The sequence below is a fragment of the Hymenobacter sp. B81 genome, from assembly GCF_044628455.1.
Taxonomy (GTDB): domain Bacteria; phylum Bacteroidota; class Bacteroidia; order Cytophagales; family Hymenobacteraceae; genus Solirubrum.
In genome coordinates this window covers 640,911-656,086 of record NZ_JBIYZW010000001.1, presented here as the reverse complement: position 1 = coordinate 656,086, position 15,176 = coordinate 640,911, and the positions used below count along the sequence as shown (strand labels likewise).

General features: G+C 65.2%; 19 protein-coding genes. 15 read left to right on the top strand and 4 right to left on the bottom strand.

Annotated features, from left to right (window positions below):
* Positions 1-23 precede the first annotated feature (23 nt).
* The gene (locus ACE191_RS02850) at positions 24-512 is read left to right on the top strand and encodes a hypothetical protein (protein ID WP_400190672.1); all 489 of its coding nucleotides are present in this window, start codon (positions 24-26) and stop codon (positions 510-512) included.
* Positions 513-569: 57 nt separating this feature from the next.
* Here ACE191_RS02850 and ACE191_RS02845 read toward each other — a convergent pair whose 3' ends face one another.
* Both ACE191_RS02845 and ACE191_RS02840 read right to left on the bottom strand, forming a co-directional pair.
* Positions 570-857, bottom strand: coding sequence for a hypothetical protein (locus ACE191_RS02845; protein ID WP_400190671.1), 288 nt, complete (start codon positions 855-857; stop codon positions 570-572).
* A 220-nt stretch (positions 858-1,077) separates the two neighbouring features.
* Positions 1,078-1,251: a hypothetical protein gene (locus ACE191_RS02840; protein WP_400190670.1), complete on the bottom strand. Its 174-nt coding sequence runs from the start codon at positions 1,249-1,251 to the stop codon at positions 1,078-1,080.
* Between the two features lie 103 nt (positions 1,252-1,354).
* On the opposite strand from ACE191_RS02840, the gene ACE191_RS02835 reads away from it, so the two are divergent.
* The 14 genes from ACE191_RS02835 (at position 1,355) to ACE191_RS02770 (ending at position 13,653) form a co-directional block, all read left to right on the top strand.
* The gene (locus tag ACE191_RS02835; protein WP_400190669.1) at positions 1,355-2,662 is read left to right on the top strand and encodes an ATP-dependent Clp protease proteolytic subunit; all 1,308 of its coding nucleotides are present in this window, start codon (positions 1,355-1,357) and stop codon (positions 2,660-2,662) included.
* A 48-nt stretch (positions 2,663-2,710) separates the two neighbouring features.
* Complete coding sequence (locus tag ACE191_RS02830) at positions 2,711-3,796, top strand: hypothetical protein (protein ID WP_400190668.1); 1,086 nt, start codon at positions 2,711-2,713, stop codon at positions 3,794-3,796.
* 70 nt (positions 3,797-3,866) lie between these two features.
* Positions 3,867-4,460: a hypothetical protein gene (locus tag ACE191_RS02825; protein ID WP_400190667.1), complete on the top strand. Its 594-nt coding sequence runs from the start codon at positions 3,867-3,869 to the stop codon at positions 4,458-4,460.
* Between the two features lie 3 nt (positions 4,461-4,463).
* A complete protein-coding gene (locus tag ACE191_RS02820; RefSeq protein ID WP_400190666.1) occupies positions 4,464-5,030 on the top strand; it encodes a hypothetical protein in 567 nt (188 codons plus the stop codon).
* 87 nt (positions 5,031-5,117) lie between these two features.
* Positions 5,118-6,533, top strand: coding sequence for a hypothetical protein (locus ACE191_RS02815; RefSeq protein ID WP_400190665.1), 1,416 nt, complete (start codon positions 5,118-5,120; stop codon positions 6,531-6,533).
* The gene (locus tag ACE191_RS02810; RefSeq protein WP_400190664.1) at positions 6,530-7,009 is read left to right on the top strand and encodes a hypothetical protein; all 480 of its coding nucleotides are present in this window, start codon (positions 6,530-6,532) and stop codon (positions 7,007-7,009) included. The genes ACE191_RS02815 and ACE191_RS02810 overlap by 4 nt, the downstream gene beginning before the upstream one ends.
* Positions 7,010-7,012: 3 nt before the next feature.
* Positions 7,013-8,137 carry a hypothetical protein gene (locus ACE191_RS02805; RefSeq protein ID WP_400190663.1) on the top strand — a complete coding sequence of 375 codons (1,125 nt, stop codon included), beginning with the start codon at positions 7,013-7,015 and terminating at the stop codon, positions 8,135-8,137.
* 3 nt (positions 8,138-8,140) lie between these two features.
* Positions 8,141-8,854 carry a hypothetical protein gene (locus ACE191_RS02800; protein ID WP_400190662.1) on the top strand — a complete coding sequence of 238 codons (714 nt, stop codon included), beginning with the start codon at positions 8,141-8,143 and terminating at the stop codon, positions 8,852-8,854.
* 5 nt (positions 8,855-8,859) lie between these two features.
* Complete coding sequence (locus ACE191_RS02795) at positions 8,860-11,130, top strand: hypothetical protein (RefSeq protein ID WP_400190661.1); 2,271 nt, start codon at positions 8,860-8,862, stop codon at positions 11,128-11,130.
* A 30-nt stretch (positions 11,131-11,160) separates the two neighbouring features.
* On the top strand, positions 11,161-11,760 hold the full coding sequence (locus ACE191_RS02790) for a hypothetical protein (RefSeq protein WP_400190660.1): 600 nt from the start codon (positions 11,161-11,163) through the stop codon (positions 11,758-11,760).
* A gap of 3 nt (positions 11,761-11,763) precedes the next feature.
* Positions 11,764-12,321 (top strand): glycoside hydrolase family 19 protein, encoded by a 558-nt coding sequence (locus ACE191_RS02785; protein WP_400190659.1) that lies wholly within the window; start codon positions 11,764-11,766, stop codon positions 12,319-12,321.
* 62 nt (positions 12,322-12,383) lie between these two features.
* Positions 12,384-12,623, top strand: a complete 240-nt coding sequence (locus ACE191_RS02780; protein WP_400190658.1) for a hypothetical protein — start codon at positions 12,384-12,386, stop codon at positions 12,621-12,623.
* A complete protein-coding gene (locus ACE191_RS02775; protein WP_400190657.1) occupies positions 12,623-13,093 on the top strand; it encodes a hypothetical protein in 471 nt (156 codons plus the stop codon). Before ACE191_RS02780 ends, ACE191_RS02775 begins: the two co-directional genes overlap by 1 nt.
* Entirely contained in the window at positions 13,090-13,653 is a 564-nt protein-coding gene (locus ACE191_RS02770; RefSeq protein ID WP_400190656.1) for a hypothetical protein, read from the top strand. Before ACE191_RS02775 ends, ACE191_RS02770 begins: the two co-directional genes overlap by 4 nt.
* 219 nt (positions 13,654-13,872) lie before the next feature.
* Here the strand turns inward: ACE191_RS02770 and ACE191_RS02765 are convergent, their stop codons facing one another.
* Together ACE191_RS02765 and ACE191_RS02760 are read right to left on the bottom strand one after the other, a co-directional pair.
* Positions 13,873-14,340 (bottom strand): DNA polymerase beta superfamily protein, encoded by a 468-nt coding sequence (locus ACE191_RS02765; protein WP_400190655.1) that lies wholly within the window; start codon positions 14,338-14,340, stop codon positions 13,873-13,875.
* Positions 14,341-14,393: 53 nt separating this feature from the next.
* Positions 14,394-15,155 carry a DNA polymerase beta superfamily protein gene (locus tag ACE191_RS02760; RefSeq protein WP_400190654.1) on the bottom strand — a complete coding sequence of 254 codons (762 nt, stop codon included), beginning with the start codon at positions 15,153-15,155 and terminating at the stop codon, positions 14,394-14,396.
* Positions 15,156-15,176: the final 21 nt, after the last annotated feature.

The following is a 15,176-nucleotide window of genomic DNA, read 5'->3' as shown; positions in this document are numbered from 1 at the left end:
CCGCCCGGTTTAACTATCTCCCCATGAAAAGCCTTCTGTACACTCTCTCGGTTGGAGCGTTGTTGCTGCTGGGCAGCTGCGACGATAAGAAAGATGACCCCGCCGCCGTTACGACCCCTCAGCCACCAACCAAAAACCGAATTACTATCGAAGGGACACGAACTGGCAATGAAGCCTCGATGGCTTCCATTTCTTTGCGAGCAGGCTCGGTAACCAACGCCAGCGCGGCAACCCTGAGCTCATCCGCATTTGAGTCCACCCGGGGCCTCGTTATCAACGATGACCGGCACACGGGGAAACTTGTGTATGTGGTGCTCTCTTACGATAATGTGGGCACAACCGGGGTTGTTCGGCCCACGGGCAATGACAAACTCACTGCGGTTATCACGACCACCGACAATCAGCAAAAAACGCTCACCGTCACCGCGGCCGACTTCAACAACGCCGCCAAGCAATACAGGGATGCTGCTGGCGTGCTGCACGTATATAGCGAAACCTCTGTACAACTTTAGCGCGCAATGCGCAACAAAAAGCCCCGACCTGCTGGCCGGGGCTTTTTGCTGTCCTTGCTAGAACCGGCTCCAGTTGGCCATAACCCAATCTTCCACGTTTTTGTGGCTGCGGATATGCCCCGGATGTTCGCGGATCATTCGCTCCAGCTTGTGTCCAGCGGCGCCGTTATCGGGTCGCCAGGCGCGGCTCTCAGCGAACCGATTGATGAAGGCGAGCACCTCGTAGCCTTCCGTGCGGTCCAGCAGGACCCGGTCGGGAAACCCGGTAATCTGGGGGTTGTCCCCCTCTTGTTTGGCTTTCCAGTTGTACTGGAGTCGCAAATCGGCTTTGGTAAAGTAAGCCATGAGTTGTGGAGAGCCGGGGATGTAAACCGGCTGCACACGGCCATTCCTCACATAATATGCCCTATTATATCCAAATGAATAATTTTTACTTTATATGAATCCAGCGAGCCAAACCCAGACATAAGGTCCGGGAAGCTCTGTCGGTTCTGGCAGTAATGGTGGCGCGCCTGTGCTCGGCTCCTGACGAAATGGCTGTTGTTCTGAGAGATGAGCTTGACCACTAGGACTTCTGCTGACTGGGCGGCGGGAAGTGCACGACCATCGTCAGGCTCCCGTCCGCAATGGCGTTGAGGAAGGGGGCCAGGAAGGCGTTGACCGACACGCCAGCCCGGGCCGCCTTCTGGCGGATGGCGTCGGCCGTGGAGGGGGTGGGGTTCAGGTGAATCTGCGGCATATCGCGTTAGAGTAATACCAGAGCAATTTCCTACAAGAAGTTGAAGCCAGGGCATTTGCGGGCCCTCCTTTGTTGCACACGCCCCCAATCGGCGTGGCCGCATATGCCCGAGCTCGTTATCAACGTCCCTTCCTACATCGGCGAATCCCACATGGATTGGCTCGACTGCAAGTGGGTGGAAGGCATCACCTGGGCCGATATCGACATGCAGTTGTGGTGGGCCGAAGCGATGGGCGAAAAGGCCGACTCGATCCTGCTGCGCATCGGCGCCTGTGACGGCGGTTCGGCGTTGGAGGGGTTCAACATCATCAACAACCTGCGGGCGCTGAACCTGCCCATCCGCTCCCATGTGAGCGGCTACGCGGCCAGCATGGCGGTTCCGCTGGCTCTGGCGGCGGATGTGGCCCCCGAGATGGACTACACGGCCCAGTTGATGTTTCACGCAGCCAGCTTCAACGGCGGCGTTGGAGCGGAAACGTCGAAAGACCTGCGCGCGGCCGCGGATCAGCTGGACAACGCCAACCAATTGCTGCTCGACTTCATGGTGGCGCGCACCGGGCAAACGCCCGAGACGGTAACCCAGTGGATGTCGAAAGACACCTGGTTCACCGCCACGCAGGCCCAGGCCGCGGGGCTGTGCAGCACGGTCAATCCGCTGCCGGCCGCCACCACCCCCACGGCCGCTGCTGCGATGATTACCGCCCGGCGCCGCCGCGTGCCGATGGCCGCCGCCCGGGCCGCCTCTTACGCCTTGACAGCTCGCCCCAAGCCTTCCCCCAAAGCCACATCGGCCGCCCACCCGGCGGCCCCTTCCCTGCGTCCTATGACCAAAGTAGCCAAGCCGATTACGGCTGCCGCCGGCAAGAAGCCTGCCGCGGCCAAACCCGCCGCCCCTGCCAAGCCGGCGGCCTTGAGCGCCAACCAGCAGCTCGTCGCCAACCTCGCCAAGCAATTGGGGGTGAGCGTCCAGCTGGACGGCCTGGAGGCCCCCACGGCCGAACTCCAAAATACCGAGCTCGACAACGGCGCCCTGCTGTACCACGACGGCGCGCTGGCCGTGGACGTGGCCGTGTTCAACGACGAGGCTCTGACCGAAGCCACCGGCGACGGCGACTACGACGCCGCCGACGGCCGCGTCATCAGCGTGGCCAGCGGCATCGTTACCGCCATCGAGGATGCCGAAGCCGAGGCGCAGGGCACCGAGCAGGAGCCTGCTGCCAGCACCGCTGCCCTCACGGCGGCCATCACGGCGGCCTTGGCCCCGGTGACCAAGCGTCTGGACGAGATGGAGGCCTCCTTCAAAAAAGTGGTGCCGCCCACGCCCCGGCCCCTGGCCCGCGGCGCGCAGTCCCCCGACGCCAAGGTCAAGCCCAAGCCCAAGCCCAAAGCGTCCCACCACAGCACGCTCTAAGCGCCCCCGCCCGGTTCCTATTCCCCGCCTTTTTCTCCCTACGCCCTTATGCCGTTTTTTGAGAATACCCCCGCTTACCGGCCGCCCGTGCACGTCGTGGCCCAGCCGGCCCGCAAGATTCCCACGCTCGAGGAGCTGGGCTTCCGCGTCATTGAAAACGTGAAAACCGGCGTCATCCTGGCCGGCCTGCTGGCCAAGGACAAGGTGACCGTGCGCGACACCGGCTGCGGCGAGTTCGTGGGCACCGGCAAGCTCGCCAGCTGGACCACCAACGAGCTGTCGGTCGATAAGCTCATGGCCCAGGACGAGGACTGCGCCGAAACCTTCGAGGGCACCATCCTGCAGGGCATGCTGGCCGCCGGCCACGCCACCGACTCGGATTTGACCGGCACCCAGATCGAGGCGCTGGTGCGCACCTACCTGGAAGGCGGCTCGGTGGCCCTCACGGTGGAGGAGCAGGGCATTTTCGGCGACCTGCTGGATCTGGCCCTCAACGCCCAGGTGACGCCCGTCGTGTACCGCGACGCGCTGCGCATCTGGATGCTGGGCGACAAGGCCAACGCCAGCCGCGACTACAACCAGACCGACGGCCTGCGCAAGAAGCTGCTGAGCAAGAACGCCACGGCCGGCAGCACCTCGGCCAACGGCCTGTACCGGGCGCCCAACATCGTCCTGGCCGACCTGGAGGCCGACCCGGCTGCCATCGAGGAGCTGCTGGCCGACCTCTACGACAACGGCAGCGACGAGCTGCAGGACGCCGACGACGACCAGAAGGCCTTCTACCTGACGAAGACGCTGTACCGCTTCGCCAAAAACCGCGCCCAGACGGCCATCCCCGAGGACAAGTCGAAGCTCGAGTACGACAAGGCGACCAAGACCGTCACCTACGACGGCATCGAGATCAAGCAGCTCAAAATCTGGGAGCAGTACATGAAGGCGGACTTCCCCGCCCAGTCGCCGCACCTGGCCCTGTACACGCTGCCCAAGAACCTGGTGTGGGCCACCGACCTGGAGTCGGACATGACCACGGCCGAGTTCAAGTACGAAGCCCGCACCCGCATCAACTGGTGGCGCGTGCTGCACCGCCTCGGCGCCGGCTTCGCCTACGACGTGTTGGTCGCTTTCGCGGTCTAAGGCAGCGGTCAATCATTCGTGAAACCCGCCCCGGCCGGGCTACCGGCCGGGGCCATTTCAAGCAAGCACCATGTCTGACATCTGCAACGCCATCAGCAAAAACCTCACGTCGCGCAACTGCGGCTCGAAAGGCGGCACGAATCGCAACAGCTGGACCTTCCAGCTGCCGCAGTTCACCGGCGCCGAAACCCGCAACGCCACCACGGGCGCGCTGTCCGGCTTCACCCTCAAAACCGGCGAGAAGGGCATCAAGGGCGTGGGCCGGCCCAAAAAGGGCTCGGGCGCCAGCAAGCTCACCACCGCCGAAAACGGCAACTCGGAAGTCGAGCAGACGCTCATTCAGGAGTACCGCTTCGCCAACCAGAACGATTTGACCGCGCTGGAGGAGTTCCTCAAGGGCGACGGCAAGGTCGTGTTTCAGGAGCTGGCCAACGGCAAAATCCGCGTCTACTTCAAGGAGTTCGGCACGGAAACCAGCACCGGCGAGGAAGGCACCGGCGTGGTGCTGCTCGACGACAACGAAATCATGAAGGTGACGCTCACCGGCAAAGAAGGTGGCTTCCCCATGTACTTCGAAGCGCCCATCTCGGGCAGCCTCACGCAGCTGGCATCCTCGCGCGCCTACCTCGACGCGCTGGTGGTGGCCGACGTGGTGGAGGAATAGGCCGTGGCCGTCACCTACACCCAGGAGCTGCTGGACCGGGCCGAAGCCTGGACCCGTCAGCCGCTGGCCGAGAAGCGCAGCGCCGCCGGGCTGATTCGCCTGGCGGCGCTCTACAGCGCCATCACGGGCACGGCCGCCGGCAGCTGCCGCCAGTGCCAGTACTCCGATTACAACGCCGTGGTGCAGGCGTACGTGCGCCAAGCTTCCGCCCATTTATACCCCGAAACCGTGTCCAAGACCCAGTACTCCCTCGCCCCGGGCTTCGAAAACGAAACGTTCGTCCACGAAGCCTACGACCAGGCCGTCACGGCCGCCACGCTGACCGACGCCGACGCCGAGTTTTTCATCAAAAACGGCTTCGGCCATGCCTTCCTGAAGGACGGCAAGCCGATTCCCCAGAAAACGGAGGCCGAGGCCGCCGGCGACGGCGCCCCGAAGCTGAAGAAGGCCGACTACCAGGCCCGCTACGAGGAGCTGCACGGCGAAAAGCCCGACGAGAAGCTGACCATTGCCCAGCTCATCGAGGCCAACGACGCCAAGCAGGCCGACCTCGACGCCCAGCGCGACTAGGCCCCGCCTCATCTGCCCTGAAAAGGCCGCTGCTCGGCGAGCGGCGGCCTTTTTTCTTCTCCTCCCGTCGCTGATTCTCCCTCGCTCATGGCCAAGCGCCGCGTTTCCACCCCTACTGCTGCCGTCCGCGTGGGCTGGCGCCCCGACCTGCTGCCCGTGGCCGAGCCCTCGGGCAAGGACGGGGTGAAAATCAAGGTCCGCAACTGGGGCCCCAACAACCTGCTGCCCCAGGACGTGCTGCGCCTGCTGATGGATTCGGCCACGGGGGCCGCCTGCCGCGAGCGGCTGCAGCAGTTCATCGCCGGCCGCGGCTTTGCCGAGCCGGCCACGGCCCGCCTGAAGGTCAACCCGCTGCAAACCCTCAACGACCTGCTCACCCAGTTCAGCGACTACGCCGGCATGCAGCTGGGCGTGGGCCTGATCGTGCGCTACAACCTGGGCGGCGAGCCGGCCGAGTTCTACGCCGCCGAAACCGACTGCCTGCGCGTGTCGGAGTGCGGCCAGCGCTACGTCCTCAACGAGGCCCTGGCCGAGGGCAAGATGCCGGTGAAAGAAAACCAGGTGTACCTGGTGCACGACCCGCTGGCCGCCCCGGAAGAAATAGCTGCGCAGGTGCTGGCCGAGGTCGAGGCCGGCGGCTACTGGGGCCACCTGGTGTATGCCTTTGACGAGCGGGCTGGCCAGCGCTGGTACCCGGTGCCAGGCTTCTACGCCGGCCGGGAGGACCTGGAGAACGACGCAGCCATCAGCCGCTTCGACCTCAAGCAAGCCAAAAACGGCTTCTTCCCGGATGCCTGGCTCACGCTCATCGGCGCCAAGTACGCCGAACAGCTCGATGCGGACTGGACGCCCGGCGAGGGCGAAACAGAGAACGACCGGCCGTTCCTGCCGTCGGCCGACCTGGCCAACGTCATCAAAATGCTGCGCGACCTGAAAGGCAGCGAAACGGAGTCGTCGGTCGGCATCACGGTAGCGGATACCGAAGACGAGGTGCCGGACCTCAAGTTTTTCGACAAGGGGCCGAACAGCAAGGGCCTGACCGATATGCGCCTGCGCCTGGTGCAGTCGGTGTGCCGGCACATGGGCGTGCCGCCGGAGCTGATCGGCGTAGCCGTGGCCGGCGTGCTGGGCAACAACCAGCAAATCGTCAACCTCATCAAGCTCTTTAACCTGACGGTGCAGGCCCGCCGCGCGGTCATTCTGCGCGTGCTGGCGCCCTTCTTCCCGGGCGTGGACCTGACGGTGCTCGAGCTGAACCCCGTGGACTACCTCGACCCGACGGTGGCCGCGAAGATGACCGACGACGAAATCCGCGCTTTCGGGGGCCTGCCCGCCGCCGAGAAGCCCGAAAGCACCGAGGCCCAGCTCACGCTGCAGGCGCTCAACTCCATGTCGCCGCTGGTGGCCACGAAGGTGCTCAACGAAATGACCAGCGAGGAAATCCGCAGCCTGGCCAACCTCGGGCCGAAGGAGCACCCCAAACCCCAGCCCCGCACCGCATGAGCTACCTGATCAGCAAAGCCGACTTTCCAGAGTACACTACGCTTTCGGCCAACATCGGGGACCACCTGCTCGACCCCTACATCCGCGACGCGTGGCGCTACGACGTGGCGCCGTTGCTCAACACGGCTGAGGCGGCCCTGCTGCGCACCGCGCGGGCAGACTGGTCTCCGAAACTGGAGCAGCTCTTCGTCACCCACATCAAACCGGTCTGGGTCTTGGAGGCCTACCGCCGCTTCCTGGGCATGCACGGCGTGCACGTCACCCCAAACGGGCTGGAAACCATTTCCGACGTGGGTCACGCGCCAATAAGCACCCAGCAGCGCGCCGAGCTCAAGGCCGACGCCCAGGGCAAAGCCAGCATCGAGCGCGGCCTGCTCGAAGCGGCCTTGCGCGCCTACCGCGGCACCGTTCCCTCTACCTGCAGCCCCGTCCGCCGGCGCCCCGGCAACGGCGGCCTGCGCATCTACACAGCCTAAAACATGGGTTTTCGTGACACCTTTAAGCAGCTCGTCGTCTCCTCCATCAAAGTAGTGGCCGGCGGCCCCGCTACCCGCACCCGGGGCGTGGGTATGCGCGGTCTGTTCGACGCGCTGCTCGACAACTCCCTGCTGCAGGACGACCCGGGCACTAAGCTCCGCTTCTGGGGCATTCAGTTCGACACCCAGGACCAGGCCGGCGGCGTGGCCCGGGCGGGGTGGTTTGTGGAAACCACGCCGGGTGGGCCTCGCTATGCGGAGGCCTTCCGCTACCGCAACGCCGACGGCACGCCAGCAGCTGAGCAGGAGGTCTGCTACAACTTCGTCGACGGCAGCGGCGTGGGCGAGGTGTGGGTACCGGTGCAGGCGCCCACCACGCCGGCCACCATCACCCGCCTGGCCACCCGGGCGGCGGCCGGCATTGCCGTGGGCGACTCGCTCACGGTGAACGACGACGCCAACGGCGCCACGCTGCTGCAGGCCTTCGCGCCGGAAAACCCGCCGGTGGTTGCCTTCGCCGGCAACCCGCAGCTGCGCGAGCCCGGGGCCAGCACCACCATCAAGCTGGAGTGGGAAGTGGCTATCGGCACCAATCCGGTTATCGAAAACGTGACGGTGCACAACACCGACCAAGGCACGACGGTGGAAGGGGAACTCGACGTGACGGCCGCGGCCACGGGCGCCAGCACCTTCTACATGAGCGCCACGGATGCCGGCGGGCTGACGACCACCAAGCAGGTCACGGTGCGCGTGGTGCCCTACCGCTACATCTTCTTCCTCGCCGACGACCCGCTGCTACTCAGCGACGGGGACCTGAGCGTTCTGCTCCAGTCGGTACAGCCGCTGCCCGGCTACGTGGGCCCGCCCACCCCGGGCACGCGCGAGTTCAACGCCGCCAAGGCATTCGACACCCGGGTGCTGGCCGTGGGCGCTACGCCCAAGTACATCGTCGTGGTCTACGAGGAGGCCAACAACGGCGTGCCCGTGGTGACCCAGAACGCCGGCCTCAACACCGGCTACCTCAGCCAGGTGCGCACGCTCAACAACTCCGTGGGGGCGCCGCGCAGCATGCGCGTGGTGCGCTCGGGTGACAAACAAGTCGGCAACACCAGCCTCAAATTCGAATAAGCCATGGCCGACATTCTAGCGCCTGTATACCCGGACGGCTACAAGCCTGGCTCCCCGATGGTGAAGAACCCGCTGCTGCCCTACGCCACGCACTACGCGCGGGAAGGGGACTGGCACATGGGCGGCTACGGCCTGGCCATCCGCGACGCGCTGCCCACGGGCACCACCTTGTTGTTCGGCAACACCTCGGGCCAGCGCCAGTACGGCATGGAGTTCGAAGATTTCGAGACGGGTACGAAGTGGAAGCTCAAGCCTACGGGCTTCTTCACGCTGACCACCGCAGCCGCCCGCATCGCGGCGCTGGCTGACAACGCCAACTGGGTTCCGGCCGAGTTCATTGCCGAGGACGAAGCCGGCGAGGAGCACCCCGCCTTCAGCTCCGAGCGAGCGGCCATTCTCTGGCTGCTGGCCAACCGGTCCGCTGCGCCAGTCGTCACCACGCCCGACGCGCCCACGCTCACGGCCGACGACACGGCCGACACGCTCAGCGCCGCGCACCCGCTGGGCGCCTCCGAAATCCTGGTCAGCACCAACGGCAGCACCTACGTGGCCTACGCCGGCCCCATCACAGTGGGCGACGTGGCCCGGGCCGCCGGCTACTGGAAGTTCAAAACCCGCGCCGCGGTGGGCCGGAACGAGAGCCCCGTGGCGGAGTCGCCGGCCTTCAATGTGGCGCCCGTCGAAAGCGTCACCATCACCAACGTGGTAGCCTCCTAACCGCCATGCCCAATACCCTCACCATCACGGCCACGAAGGCCAACACCACCAAGGACATCGAGTACCAGCACCCGAACACGGGCGTGTGGCAGGATTCCAACGTCCTGACTGGGGTCACGAAAGGCACCTACACCAGCATCAAGTGCAGGCTCAAGGGCACCGCCATCGAGAGCACTTGGACCACCCCCGTCACGGTGGTCAACAACGTGCTGACCGCGCCCACTGGCCTGGCCGCTACACCGCTCAGCTCCGCAAGCGTGGGCACCAGCTGGAACGCGGCTACCAACGCCGCGGGCTACGTGGTGGAGCGCGCCACCAACGCGGGATTCACCACCGGCCTGACGCAGGTCTACGCCGGCACGGCCCTGAGCTACACCGACACCGGCCTGACCGCCAGCACCGGCTACTACTACCGCGTGAAAGCCGCGGGCACCGGCTTCTTCGACGACTCGCCGGTCTCGGCGGGGGTGCTGGCCACCACGTCGGCGGCGGCCCCCACCAAGCAGTACCAGCTCATCGTAGTGGGGGACTCGCTGGAGGGCCGCGGCTACGGCACCGGCGACGCCAACGACCAGGGCAGCTTCTACCCCGATACCGTCAGCTCGAAGCGGTGGACGGCCCAGGCCCAGGACCTGCTGGAGGCCCAGTACCCCGGCCAGTACGAGGAGATTCCCAACTACGGCACCTCGGGCACCACCGTCAACGCCTTCAAAACGCAGCTGTTCACGCAGGGCAACACGCCCTACCTGCCCAGCTTGTTCAACGCCGCCCAGTACCCGGGCCGCCGCATTCTGATCCTGAGCGGCGGGCGCAACGACCTGCAGAACGGTTCAACGGCCCAGCAGGTGTACGATCTGAAAAAGAACATCATTCAGCAAATGCGAACGGTGGCCCCGGGCGTGCTGATTGCTATTCCCACGCACACGCTCAGCCTCAAGGACGGGCAGGCGTCGGACGTGCCCAGCAAAATCGTGCAGCTCAACAACCTCTACAAAAACAACCAGGTCGACCTGGACTACGACCTGCTCATCCCCTGGGACCAGGTGCCAGCGCTGCAGTACGTGGAGGACACCACCGTCTACGTTGACAAACTGCACATCACGGGCAAGGGCGACAAGATCAAGGCCGAGTTTGCGGCCCCGCTGCTGCACGCGCTGGCCACCTCGGGCCGGCAAACTTACGTCCGCCCGCCGGCCTCGACCGAGTACGACGTGGTGTGGACCACTCCTTCGGACGTGCAGATCAGCGGCAACCGCCTCACCAAGATTGCGGGCGGCACGGCCTACACGCCCGGCGGCAAGGCCATAAGCACCCAGGCCATCGGCCCGCTGCTGACCGGAGCGACCGGCACGGCCTGGCGCGGCTCCCTGGTGTGGACGGTGAAGGAGCTCGGCCACTCGGCCATTGTGGGTCTGGCTTCTACCTACTCGGTCACGGGCTTCACCAACATCAAATACAGCTGGCACAAGGAAGCCGGGCAGGCATCGGCCTACGGCACCTCGAACTCGCCGGCCAACACCGATGCCTACTTCAACGTGGCGGTCGATGACGAGCTGGCCATTGAGGTCTACGAGCACCAGGTGCTGTGGAAGCACAACGGGGTGACGGTGGACTCGGTGACGCTGGCCGACACGACCGACCTGTTTGTCGACGTGAGCATCCGCGACGTGGGCGACTACGTGGAGAACGTGGCGCTGAGCGGGGCCAACCTGATTTTCAAGAACGCGCTGAGCATCGTGCCCCCGAGCACGCTGCCCGCGGAGGTCATTGCCTGGGACGCCGACCCGACCAAGTACACGGTCGCCGCCGACAGCGTCACTTCGCTGGTGGCTGGCACCAGCTCGGATGCCTTCAAGGCCCGCTCCACCAAGAAAGTGGCGGCAGACGCCGGCGCTACCGAGCGGGGCTTCTTCGAGTGGACCATCAACGACACCGGCTCCGACCTGTTCATCGGCTTCCAGAGCGTGCTGGTGGGCAACACGCTCAACGCCCTGAGCAGCCTCGACTACGGGTTCATCTACCGCACGGCCAGCAAAACGATGGCCTACTGGATTTCGGCGGGCAACGTGCAGGGCACGGCCATTGCCGCCTCGACCGGCGACAAGTTCCGCATCACCATCTGGAACGACTGCGTGCGCTGGACCAAGAACGGCGCCCTGGTGCACAAGCTCGACATCGTGGAGGGCAATGCCCTCTGGGTGGAGCTGCACATGACCACCGCCAACAAGACCGCCACGGGCTTCAAAATCGCCGGCACCAGCCTCGTTGCCCGGTAACAGGCTCCATACCCAATCCTTCTATCCCTCGTGAATCCCGTGCGCCACACCCTCATCGAATTCTACAAGCTGCTCGGGTTTCGCGGGCCGCGCGACCTGGCCGCGTCGGCACTGGGGCTGAAGGCCTATCCGTTGCCGCTGCTCAAAATCCAGCTGAGCGGCACCCTGTTCGCCGCCATTCTGGCCTTCTGCGCCAAGTGGGTCTGGGACCCGCCGTCGGCGCTGGGCCTGCTCGTGGCCCTGGACGTGCTCAACGCCGTGTACGGCTACAAGGTGGCGGTCCGGCTCAAGGGCGAGCGGTTCAAGTGGGAGGAGCTGCAGCGCACCTTCGGCAAGGTCGTGGCCACGGTGCTGGTGCTCATGGCCGTGCGCTGGGCCATCAACAGCTACGAGTACTACAGCTACGCCGCCGACGTGGTGTTTGCCTGGCTCTTCACCCACAAGCTGCGGAAGCTGGTGCTCAAAATGGTGGCGCTGAAGGTCGTCGAAGGCGGCCTGCCCAAGCTCATTCTCGGCCTGCTGGCCTCCAAGTTCGGGCCCTACATCGTGGATCTGGCCCAGAAGAAAACGCCGGCAGAAGCCGAGCCCGTGGCCGCCGGTAGCGCGCCGCCCACCGAACCCCCTTTATAGCTTATGCAACTCTCGAAAGTAGACCTGCTGGCCGCCGTCACCGGCTGCACCGCCGCGGAGGCCGACAAGTTCCTCGGCCCCCTCAACGACACGCTGGCCAAGTACAAAATCAACACGCCCCTGCGCGTGGCGCACTTCCTGGCGCAGATCGGCCACGAAAGCTGCGGCTTCGATGCCGTGCGCGAGTACGCCAGCGGCGCCGCCTACGAGGGCCGCGCAGATCTGGGCAATGTGCAGAAGGGCGACGGGGTGCGCTTCAAGGGCCGCGGCCTCATCCAAATCACCGGCCGGGCCAACTACTACGCCCTAAGCCGGGCCTTCGGCGTCGACTTCGTGAAGGAACCGCTGCTGCTCGAGCAGCCGAAGTACGCCGCCCTGAGCGCCGGCTGGTACTGGAACAGCCGCAACCTGAACGAGCTGGCCGACGGCAACTTCTTCCGCACCATCACCAAGCGCATCAACGGCGGCACCAACGGCTACGCCGACCGCGAGCGGCGCTTCCTGCGCGCGGCCCAGGCCCTGGGCATTCCCGGCGGCGTGGTGCCCGAGCCGGCCGCTTAACCTGTCACCTATCACCTGGTACCCTTTCACTGCCTCACCACCTCACCTTTTCTGTTCTGCTTATGAAACCTATTAAGTTTTCCTGGCTGGCCTTCGCGCTGCTGCTCGCGGCCATCATCGTATCCGGCCTGCTGTCGGACGTGAACAACGACGGCCTCGACGGCTTCTTCCAAAGCCTGGCCAGCGGCAACGGCTGGCTGCTGCTGTGCGCCGTGCTGACCGTGCTGCTCATTATCTGGGTGGTGCTGGCCGTCACGACGGGCGGCCTCAGCGACGGCTCCAACAAACGGCGGGGCGCCTGATGTTCTGGCTGCTCTACAACCTGTTTGCCCTGCTCGACGGAATCTGCGACGCGCTGCTCTACGGGCAACGCGGCGCGGAGTCCTTCCGGTGGAACGAACACACGCCCCTCACGGCCCGGCGCACGGCGGCCGTAGCCGCCGCCCTGGGCGCCGCGGCCGATGCCGTGCTCATGCCCGCCGGCGGCGTGGAGCTGGGCCGGGCCATGGTGCCCTACTGGCTGCTCTGGTTCCTCTGGCAAGGCGCCGCGGCGGCGCTTTCCTTCAGCCTGTTCCACAACGAAGCCTACAACTTCGGCCGCGTCTGGATTCAGCAGCAGCAGCTGGCCCGGGCCTGGCAGGTGTTCCGCTTCAACTACCAAAGCCCCACCACCAGCGCCCGGTTCGATTTCGATGGGACGGTGCGCTGGGTGATGGCGGCCACCGCCGGGCTGGTGATGGCCGCGGGATTCATTCTTCTCGCTCAACTATGATGCGTCTACTCCTCTATTTAGTGGCTGGCATGCTGCTCAGCTGCAGCGCCAGCAAGAAGACCCTTCGCCCGGATCCGGACGTGCACCCAGAAAATGCAGCAGTGCATCGGTCGGAAAGCGCGCTTGGCGCGCCTATCGACAGTATTGCACCAAAAAAATGCAGCATTGCACCGGACTTTCCGGCGCCTGCTCGACGCCTGTTCGGCCTGCTGCCACCGGCCAAACCCAAGAACTCTGCTGGCAAAATCAAGAACAGCACCATCATCTACCAAGTAGGCCAGGGCAACACGGCCGGCGCGGCAACTAAGCCCGGCAACATGGCCACTGGTACCAACTCTGCCGCGACCGATGCGAAGAAAGCGGCAGGCCCTGTCATCACCGGCGACGGCAACCAGGGCTCCAGCTCGCGCAAGGGAGCGGCCGTGGCGGGCGATGGCAACAGCGTCACGCAGCCCGAGGCCGGCTGGCCGTGGTGGAAGTGGCTGGGAATTGGCCTGGTTGTAGGTTTCGCGCTGCGGCAGTTCGGTCCGCGCGTGTGGCGATTGGCTCGCCCGGGCTAGTGCCTCCCGTACGTCCTTCGCAAAGCCCCTCTCCTTCTTGGAGGGGGGCTTCTTTATTATGCAGCTGGGTCGCGCCGCCCTGCAAAAAAGGCCTACAAAAATTTCCAATAAAATTTCCGCCCCTTCTTCCTGATCCGAGCCGTTGGCCAACTCACCACGCACCAATGTTTTACCGCTGTTTTACCTATAGCCGTATATTATCATATAACTAATTGAAATTTAACACATAATCACCACGCAACGGAAATCGAGCACCGACTTGCGCGTGGGCGGCTCGGGGTGGTTGATTTTCTTGTTGAGGCCCCGGGCTTTTTTGATCTGGGCCACGGCATAGTCGGCGAAGGTCTGGCGGCAGAGCTTGGAGAGAAACAGCTCGGGCCGCAACAGCGGCGGCAGCAGCGGGTGTCGGGTGACCACGCAGTCGGCGGGCGAGGCCAGCAGCTCCAGCACGTTGGGGTTGTTTTTCAGGGCCAGCTCCACGAAGCGCCGCAGCTCGTAGAACACCTCGTCGTTGCTGGCGTTGGCGACCTGCGGCACGTAGTCGAGGCCCAGGAACTGCTGCTCGGGCAGCACGAACACGCCCTTCAGGTCGGTATCGGAGTGGGCCAGGTTGGTGCCGTAGGCGCGGCTGCCGCTCACGGCCTCAAACACGATCAGCTGCTGGTGGCGCAGGTCTTCGATGGTCATGCAAGCTCAGGCTTTACGAGGAATGGATAATCCGGTACGCAGCTATGCGCAGCTCAGCTGGCGCCCACCAGCTGCCGGAACAGGGCCGTCAGCTCGGGCGTGGGGTCGAGGCGGCGCGGCGCGGCCAGGGTGGCGCGGGCCTGCTGGCCGGCCGCGTATTCGGTTGCGAGAAAATCGGCCAGGGCCGCGGGGCGCGGCACGGTGGTTTTCTCGTCGGCCGTGGCCTTGCGCCGCAGCAGCGCATCTACCTCCGCCTGCAGGGCCGCGGGCAGCATTGCGCGCAGCGGTGTCAGCTCCATGGGCGGCAGGCTGTGCCGCTCCCGAATCCAGCGGGCTGCCAGGGCCGACCGCAGGGCGTAGAACAGGCGCTTCAGGCGCACTTCGGCGGCCGACAAATCTTCCTCCACCCCGCGCCGCACCAGCCCCAGGTAGTGGTGCAGCCCGGCCAGGGGGTTGAAGCCGGCCGCCAGCAGCGGCTGCACGGCCGCCCGAAAACCAGGTGCTTCGTGGTAGGTGATGGGCGACTGCAGCCACTCCAGCAGGGCGGCGTTGGAGCCGCGCAGCAGCTTCAGGGTTTTGCGCAGCTCCCAGCCGGCCAGGTCCAGCTCGTCGTCCACGGGAAAGTTGAGCGTGTCGGCGCCCTCGTCCAGCGTCAGGTACCACGCGGGCGGGTGCACGTAGATGAAGCGCACGTCGTAGTCGCTGTCGGGTGAGGGAAAGCCCCAGGCCCGGCTGCCCGACTCGCAGGCGTACAGAATGCGGACGTGGTGTTCTCGTTCGAGGCGCAGCAGTTCGGCTTGAATGCGGGCTTGCATATCGCAAAGGGGTCAGGAACC